We start from the raw sequence: 8136 nt of genomic DNA on the forward strand, positions 1-8136 counted from the left end.
AAGGCGCCGTGCCTCTCGCACGGCGCCTTTTCTTTTGTGGACGTCAGGGCAGCACTGGCTGGGCCACCGCCCGCGCGATGATCGCGTCCGCATCGCGTTGCAACAGGAACCGCTGCGTCACGAGGTCGTTGGCTGCCGCCGTCACCGCGGCCACATAGCCGGCCTGGTCCGTGTACAGCGACTCGAGCGAGGGCCGTCCGTCACCGGCCGAGACGCGCGCCGCCTCGGTCTTGTGGAAGGGGAGGAAGGACCCGGTCAGGTTGGACAGATCCACGATGCCCGGCGTGGCGACATAGTTGAACTCGACGCTGGTGCCCAGCGGCGCACGCGCCTCCRCGCTGTGGATGCCCGCCTTGGGGATGCCCGTCGAGGGGTCCACCTGCGGCACGAGGATCGCGTAGTCGCGGTTCAGGTACGCCGGCGGCAGCACCGTGGCGATCCCGGACTCGTCCTCGCGCCGGTACTGCGGGCCGAAGTCGAGCAACGGATAGCCGTTGTAGCGCGCCAGGTACTGGAAGTCAGGCACCGCCGTCTGCACGCCGCTCACGGCCCACGTCACGCCCTTCATGACGGGGAAGGCCACGTCGGCTGGGCGCACCAGCGAGCCATCGGCCAGCGCCGGCACCTGGCTGGCAGGCGGCGTGGTGCCGCGCACGACCCAGTCCTCGAGATCGATGAACAGCGCACGGAAGGTGTCGTTGTGCTGGATCACCGTGCCGGCCGGGTAGACATTACGGGTGGGCGCGAAGCTGATGCTGGTCGTGCCGCCCGCCCCGCCGTGCTGGGCGCCCGTGTAGTAATAGATACGGGCGTTGTCCGGCTGCTTCAGGTCGGCGAAGCCGTTGGCGTCGGTCAGCACCGGCGAGCCCTGCAACTGCCAGAACTCGGTGCCGGACAGGCCGAGGAAGAACTTCGGGCAGGTGTTCGACGCCGAGCAGCGCGCCATCACGCCGCCCTTGGTGCCCGAGATATCGTCCACGTAGTCCTTGTCGAGGCCGCGCGGCGCGGTCTGGCCGAACGCCGAGTGGTCGGTACGCAGGCCGCCACCGCCGCCCGGCACGGCGAAGCGCGTGTTGATGTTGGTCTGGCGGGCCGCCACGTGGGCGTAGATGCCGTCGAAGACCTTCGAGCCGTCGAGCGCCTGGTTGAAGCCCAGGTGCAGGAAGGTTTTCATCGCATTGCCGGACTGCGACGTCCCCTGGCCCAGCGCGTGGGTGATGCGACCCGCCACCGGGTTCGGCGTGCCGGCGCCGTCCGCGGCCTTGCTGCGGAAGAAGCTCACGGTGTCCCGCAGCGCGGCCAGCCCCACGCCCATCACCTTCGGGTCCTTCGCCACGTACACGAGTTCATAGAGGTACTTCGGATCGAAGCCGCCGCGCAGGCAGATGCTGGCCGGGTCGGGCTTGCCGGGGAACGCGTTGGCGCTGGCGTCGCACGTGGCGAATTTCCAGTCGCTGGCGGGAATTGCCACGCGCGCATCGGTCTCATTGACGCGCCGCGTCAGCGAGTAGCCGGGCTGGGTGTTGTCGAGGCTGGCCGGCGCGTAGGGGATCATGGTGCCGTTGAATACGCCGCCGGGCAGCGTCATCGCCGGCGCGGCCGCGCCCGGCACCAGTTCGGTCCGATAGGTGCCGGTGATCGCGGTGCCATCGGCATTCTTCGCCACCGGCACCGTCACGGTCAGCCGTGCCGGGCTCGATTTCGGTACATCGCCCTGCCAGGCCGAGTACAGCAGCACGTAGCCGCGCTCCAGGTAGACGGCATCGCTCGGGCTCGCGGCGGGGTTGACCATGGTCAGGATATTGCCGCGATTGGGCGCGTCGTAGCGCAGCACGCCGCTGGCCTTGCTCATGTCCTTGGGCTTGAGCATGACGAAGTCGGCCGAGTACTCGACCATGCCGTTCGCGTTGACGGGCGCCAGCGCCAGGTCCTGGATGATGGCGTTCTTCGGGTCTTTCGGGTCGACCTCGCCGCTGAGGGTGCCCGTCAGTTGCTCGTACTGGCCCACGCTGCCGTAGCTGCCCGCGAAGTCCTGCGTGCCGGTGATCTTGAGCGTCTGCGTGGGCGCATGCGTCTGGGGCGTGCCACCGCCACCACCGCCGCCACTGCTCCCGCCGCCGTTGTTGTCGTCGCTGCCACCGCAGGCCGTCAACATGGCCATGGCGCCCGTCAGGGCGAGCGCTACCGCGTGCCGCATCGGTGCACGTGCTTGCATCGTCTGTCTCCTCGTTGTCGTTCGGGATTGCTTGCGCGGCAGCCCTCAAGGATGGGATTGCCCCGCGCGGTCGCCGCCCGTTCGTGCGCACCGCTGTCGAAGTGAAAGCAGTGTAGGAGTGACCGATTAAGCTGATAAATTGATTGTTTGGATGAATTGATCGAGGATGTGGATGGATAGTCAGGCCCCACGCGCCGCGCGGTGTTCCGCTACCATGGCGCTCTCAATGCACGGAGAACACCGATGCCGTCGATCGACACCCTGCTGACATTCCTCGGGATTGCCGTCCTGCTGAGCCTGGCGCCCGGCCCCGACAACATCTTCGTGCTGCTCCAGTCGGCCATGCATGGCACGCGCGCCGGGYTGACCGTGGTGCTTGGGCTCTGCACCGGACTGCTCGTGCACACGGCGGTGGTGGCGGTGGGGCTGGCCGCGCTGCTGGCGGCATCGGCGATGGCCTTTACGGTCCTCAAGGTCGCCGGGGCGCTCTATCTGGTCTGGCTGGCGTGGCAGGCGTTCCGCGCACCGGTGGGGGAGATGTCACCGCAACATGCCGATGCCAATCCGCCCCGCCGCATGTACTGGCGCGGCGTGGTGATGAACCTCACCAATCCGAAGGTCGTGATCTTCTTCCTGGCCTTCCTGCCGCAGTTCGTSGTGGCCGAGCGCGGGCACGTGGCGCTGCAGCTGATGGTGCTCGGCTTTGTGTTCATCCTCGCCACGCTGCTGGTCTTCGGCGCGATTGCGTGGTTCTCGGGCGTGTTTGGCCGTGTGCTGATGCGCTCGGCCCGCGTGCAGCGGGCGATGAACTGGTTTGCCGGCACGGTGTTTCTCGCGCTGGCGGGGCGCCTCGCGCTGTCGCAGCGCTGAGGCGGTAGCCTGAGGCGGGCGCCTCAGGCGAACGTGATGGCCTTGCGGCGCTCGGCGTGCTCGAGGTGCGGCACGTTGTTGAAGCTCAGCAGCCGCTGCGTGCCGCGTCCCACGATCAGCTCGCAGAAACCGGTATTGCGGAACTGCAGGTTCAGTTCAATGGCGGTCTGCGTCGGCGCGCCGAGCAGGTCGGCCACCGCGCGGCCGATGGCGCCGCCCGAGCTGACCACGAGCAGCGCATCCTCGCGCGCCGCGCCCTCGGTGGCGTGCGTCAGCGCGGACTGCATGCGCGCGCCGAAATCAGTCCAGGTCTCCGGCATGCCGGTCAACGTGTCCTGCGTCCAGGCCGCGAACGCCGCACGGAACGTGCGCCAGTAGTCCTGGTAGTCGCCGTTCTGATGGGCGCGATGATCGCCGCCCTTGGTGAAACTGCGATACAGCGCCTCGCCATCGTATTCATTGAGGCCGGGATGGGACACCACGGCGGTATCGGTCGCCCCCATGCCGGCGAGGATCTCGGTGGCCGTGTCCTGCTGGCGCACCAGCGAGCCGGCCACCACGCGCCGGAAGCTGACGCCCCGGTCGCGGAAATACTCGCCCAGCCAGCGCGCCTGCTGGCGGCCCACGTCGGACAGGCAATCATAGTTGGCGGCCCCGAACGAGGCTTGTCCGTGACGGACCAGGAATAGCGTTGCCATGGGAAGGGGGCGTCTCGCGCCGGAAAATCATCGTGAGACGGATTCTAGAAGCCTGCCTCCCGCCCGCAAAGCAAGCTGCTCCGGAATTCATACCGGCCATCTCCGCGCTGCATTGTCCGGCGCGGAGAGGGCGGCCCGGGTCAGTCCAGCGTCACTCCGGTGTCGGCGGCCAGCTTCAGGATCACCGGCAGGTAGGCCTTGTAGGCGCGCTGCGCTTCCGCCGGGGAGCTGCCGATGGGCTCRAGACCCATCTCGTCGATCTTCGCCTGGAACTCGGGCGACTTGACCAGCGCCACGACCTCGCGGCCCAGTTTCTCGACGATGGCTTCGGGCGTCTTGGCGGGCGCCATCAGCGTGGTCGGCCCGACGATCTTGTACGCCTCATCGCCATAGCCCGCTTCGGCGAACGTCGGCACATCGGGCATCCCGCGGGCGCGCGTGGTGCCGGACACTGCCAGTGCCCGCAGCTTGCCGGTGGCAACGTACTGCCGCAGCGTGGTCACGGAACTGATCGTCATGTTGACCTGCCCGGCGAGGAGGTCGGTGACCAGCGGGCCTTCGCCGCGATACGGCACGTGGAGGATATCCACGCCGTAGGTCTTGTCCATATAAGCCTGGATGGTGTGCGGCAAGGTGCCGGGGCCCCACGAGCCCATCCGCAGCTTGCCCGGCGACTGCTGCGCGTAGGCCAGCAGCTCCTTGACGGTCTTCGCGGGCACCGTCGGGTTGACCGTCAGCACGGTGCGCGCCATGGCGATGTCCGAGAGTGGCCGCAGATCGGTGCGCGGGTCATAGGGCAGCTTCTTATATAGCGCGATGTTGGACGTGATCGGCCCGGGAATCGTCATCAGTAGCGTGTAGCCGTCCGGGGCGGACTTGGCGACGAAATCCGTGCCGATGATGCCGCCCGCGCCGCCCTTGTTCTCCACGACCACGGTCTGGCCCAGGCGCTTGGACAGCCCGTCGGCCACCTGGCGCGCCATCGTGTCGGTCAGCCCACCAGCGGGATACGGCACGATCAGGCGAATCGGTTTGGTCGGGTAGTCACCCTGCGCATGCGTGGCCAGTGAAACCAGCCCGAGCATGACGCCGGCAACGCGCGCGGCCAGTCTCCTGCGTGACGCGATGGAATGCTTCATGGTGTTGTCTCCACGTTATATCCGGCCTGAAAACAGGCGGCGCCGCTATGTTGCGGCGAGATCGGATGGCCCCATTGGGAGCGGGGCCGTCCGGAAAAAGCGGGGGAACTGGGGGTGAAGCGAGGTGTGGCGGTAGGGCGGGGGGCGCTCAGAGGTCCAGGTAGCTCGCCACCATGCGCGTGAGTTCCACGGGTAGCCGTTCATCGGCGAGCGTGAGCGGGCCGGGGTCGTTCAGCACCGCGTTGACGATCATGCCGAAGACCACCTGCATGGCAAAGCGCACGCGCTGCTCGGCTTCTTCTGGCGGGCCGGGCAGGCGCGGYACCAGCAGCGCCACGAGCCGGTCGACGATTTCCTGGCCGTTCTTCTGATGCGGCAGCCATTCCTCGGGGCGCGTGGTGGCGTGCTTGAGTGATGCGCGAATCACGCCCCGGTTGTTGTGGCAGCCGGTCAGCAGGAAACGCATCGTCTTCTCGACGATCTGGCGCGGCGGCGTCTCGGCCCAGCGCCCTTCGTTCAGGTAGCGCGCAACGGAGGCGTCGGTCTCTTCCATCACGAGCGTGCGCAGGGCATCGAAGAACGCCATCTTGTCGCGGAAKCGACCGTAGAAGGCGCCCACGGACACCTGGCAGGCCGCCGCGATCTGCGCCACCGAGACGGAGGCGAAGTCGCGCTGCGCGAGCAACTCGCGGCCGGCGGTCAGCAGCGCCTGTTCCGTTTCCTTGGCGCGGCGCTGGCGGGGTGGCTGGAGAATCGAGGGGGTATCGATGCGGGGGAAGGCCGTGGACGAAGACGTGCTATTCGTCACACTCGGAAAGGATGCTTGCATGGCGGATTCCGTATTCGAATTCGGATTCGGTTCTATGTCCGCACATTATGGTTTCGTATACCGCAGCGTCAAATTGGGGTTTACGATCCGGACGTTTTGCGGGGCAGGCCTGCGCACTGKCCGACCAGCGTCTGCACGCAGCAGGCATTACCGCTCCACTCCCCGCCGGTGACCTTGCCGTTGGCGGCGGCCAGCAGCTTGCGCTGACATCGTGCCGTGGAGGCAGGTGGCTCAAGCTGCGCATCGCGCGGGCCGCTGCCGGGCGGGTGCGCCGTCGGCAGTTCGTCGACCCATATATAGGCGGTGCCGGCCGGCGTGCTCTGCACGGACTGCGGCGGCCCCCACTGAGCCTGCACCTGCTCGACAGGCGCGCCCTGCCAGGATGCGAAGATCCGATGCATGGCGCCGCCATCGACGCTGGTGCAGCCAATGGTCACGCCGGCCGCGCAGAGCACGGCGGCGGCAAACGGAAGGCGGGGCAACGCGGGCATGGCGGCTCCATCTAGGTAGCGAACCCTCCTCGGCAGACTAGCCGAGCGGGCGCCCGGCTGGCAACGCCACTATGCGCGCCGCCGCACATTGCCTGCCGACCCCGATCCCGACTCCGATCAGGCGAACAGGGTGAGGGTTTGTGTATCCGATGAACGCTCGGTTGTCCGGGCGGGGCGTTTGATCGACGGAGCGCGGCTGGGCGCCGGCGGCTCCGGTGGCGTCAGCGCAAACGGTCGGGACGCCGCGAGCGGCACCGCCGAGGCGCGCAGGGCGTCCAGGCGCGGCGCGAGGATCTGGTAGGTATCGACATCGAACCGGGCCGGCGCGGCGAGCAGGGCAGCCGCCGCGTCGAGGTCCGTCACGGACCCGAGATAGCACCAGTTCTCCAGCACGTGCCATGGCTGTTGGGGCTGATCCGATTCCCGCCACGCCACCGCGCCGGCGAATGGCCACGGCTGCAATGCCAGCGTGGCGATGGCGGCCATCGTCCGCTCCCGATGCGCCGCGCGCGATTCGTCGCCCGTGCAGGCGCCCGCGCAGCGATGCAACTGTCGCGCGAAACACGGGTTGCCGCGCCGGTGCGTGGGTTCGAGCATCAGCGTGGTCAGACAGAGCGTGTGTTCCTCCGCCAACTCCCGCAGCCGGGCCTGGGCTGCGGCGCGGCTGCCGAACGCGCCATAGAGATTGGCATGGCGGCTGAAATCCACGTGCCGGTCCGAGCGCAGGCGCGGCACGGGCAGGCCATCGGGGATCTCCCACGAGAACAGTTCGCTGTTCTGGCGCAGCAACTGGTTGTGCAGYGGCTGCAGWGACTTGACCAACTGCGCCTCCATCAGCAGCGCGCCGACTTCGCCGCCGGTCTCGTGCCACGCCACGCGCCGCACGCCTCGCGCCAGGCGCATCTCCTTCTCATGGCGATGGTCGCCCGAGAAATGGCTTTTGATGCGCTGACGCAGGTGAATGCTCTTGCCAACGTAGAGCGGCGCGTCTTCGTCGCCATAGAACAGGTAGACGCCGGGACGATCGGGTACCTCGTCGAGCGCGGTCTCGGACAGGCCGGCCGGRAGGCTCGCCTGCTTCACCAGCGACKTGACGGCCGATTCCACCAGATCCACGGTATAGAGACCATGGAGCTTCTGCCAGAACTGCCAGAGTAGTTCGGCGTCCGCCAGCGCGCGGTGACGGCCCTTGGGCGTCAGGCCGAAGCGGGCGATCAGCGCGTCCAGGCCATGGCGCTCCACCGACGGGAACAGCGCGCGCGACAGTCGCACGGTGCAAAGCACGTCGGCGCGGAAGGTGATGCCAGCGCGCCGGAACGCATTCTTCAGGAAGCCGTAGTCGAAGCGCGCGTTGTGGGCCACGAAGAGGCGGCCTTGCAGCCGCTCTGCCAGCGACTCGGCAATCGACTCGAACGTGGGTTTGCCGCGCACCATCTCTTCAGTAATGCCGGTCATGCCCTGGATGAAAGACGGGATGCTGGCCTGTGGGTCCAGCAGCGTGTCCCATTCCTGGATGCCGTCCGGGCCGACTTCGACCACGCCGATCTCGGTAATGCGGTCACGCTGGGCATCGGCGCCCGTGGTTTCCAGGTCGACGAATACGATCGGCCGCGCGAGGGCGGTGGCGAGCGCGTGCGCATCGAGGGCGCCGGCGTCGCGGCTCGCGAGGCGTTCGGGCACGTAGGTCATCAGGTCAGGCGGTGTCGTCATGGGGCGATTCTACTGCGCCCGAAAATTCTTTTGCGAAACCCCTTGCCAGCCTGCGTTGGCTCCCTTAATATTCGCCCCCTCGCAACACAAACCGCGCTGCAAACGCAGCAGCGACAAGGGTTGCGGGGTTGATGGGTGGTCGGGCTGAGGAGTTTTCCAGCGCTGACCGCAGCGAAAAAAACTT

At 67.6% G+C, this 8136-nt stretch carries 7 protein-coding genes; 1 reads left to right on the forward strand and 6 read right to left on the reverse strand.

Features of this window, described 5'->3' with window-relative positions; all coding sequences use genetic code 11:
• Positions 1 to 43: 43 nt before the first annotated feature.
• Complete coding sequence (locus AB4Z27_RS22620; RefSeq protein ID WP_441645307.1) at positions 44 to 2215, reverse strand: alpha/beta hydrolase domain-containing protein; 2172 nt, start codon at positions 2213 to 2215, stop codon at positions 44 to 46.
• A 243-nt stretch (positions 2216 to 2458) separates the two neighbouring features.
• Here AB4Z27_RS22620 and AB4Z27_RS22625 point away from each other — a divergent pair, with 243 nt between their 5' ends.
• Positions 2459 to 3085, forward strand: a complete 627-nt coding sequence (locus AB4Z27_RS22625; protein WP_092293361.1) for a LysE family translocator — start codon at positions 2459 to 2461, stop codon at positions 3083 to 3085.
• A 23-nt stretch (positions 3086 to 3108) separates the two neighbouring features.
• Here the strand turns inward: AB4Z27_RS22625 and AB4Z27_RS22630 are convergent, their stop codons facing one another.
• From AB4Z27_RS22630 to AB4Z27_RS22650, 5 genes are all read right to left on the reverse strand, one after another.
• Entirely contained in the window at positions 3109 to 3783 is a 675-nt protein-coding gene (locus tag AB4Z27_RS22630) for a histidine phosphatase family protein (RefSeq protein WP_092293359.1), read from the reverse strand.
• A gap of 140 nt (positions 3784 to 3923) precedes the next feature.
• Complete coding sequence (locus tag AB4Z27_RS22635) at positions 3924 to 4922, reverse strand: Bug family tripartite tricarboxylate transporter substrate binding protein (RefSeq protein WP_441593678.1); 999 nt, start codon at positions 4920 to 4922, stop codon at positions 3924 to 3926.
• 148 nt (positions 4923 to 5070) lie between these two features.
• Positions 5071 to 5751, reverse strand: a complete 681-nt coding sequence (locus AB4Z27_RS22640; protein WP_092293355.1) for a TetR/AcrR family transcriptional regulator — start codon at positions 5749 to 5751, stop codon at positions 5071 to 5073.
• An 80-nt stretch (positions 5752 to 5831) separates the two neighbouring features.
• Positions 5832 to 6242 carry a hypothetical protein gene (locus tag AB4Z27_RS22645; protein WP_092293353.1) on the reverse strand — a complete coding sequence of 137 codons (411 nt, stop codon included), beginning with the start codon at positions 6240 to 6242 and terminating at the stop codon, positions 5832 to 5834.
• Positions 6243 to 6359: 117 nt separating this feature from the next.
• Complete coding sequence (locus AB4Z27_RS22650) at positions 6360 to 7952, reverse strand: exonuclease domain-containing protein (protein WP_441645308.1); 1593 nt, start codon at positions 7950 to 7952, stop codon at positions 6360 to 6362.
• Positions 7953 to 8136 lie beyond the last annotated feature (184 nt).

The sequence above is a fragment of the Cupriavidus sp. KB_39 genome (genome assembly GCF_052114485.1).
Taxonomy (GTDB): domain Bacteria; phylum Pseudomonadota; class Gammaproteobacteria; order Burkholderiales; family Burkholderiaceae; genus Cupriavidus.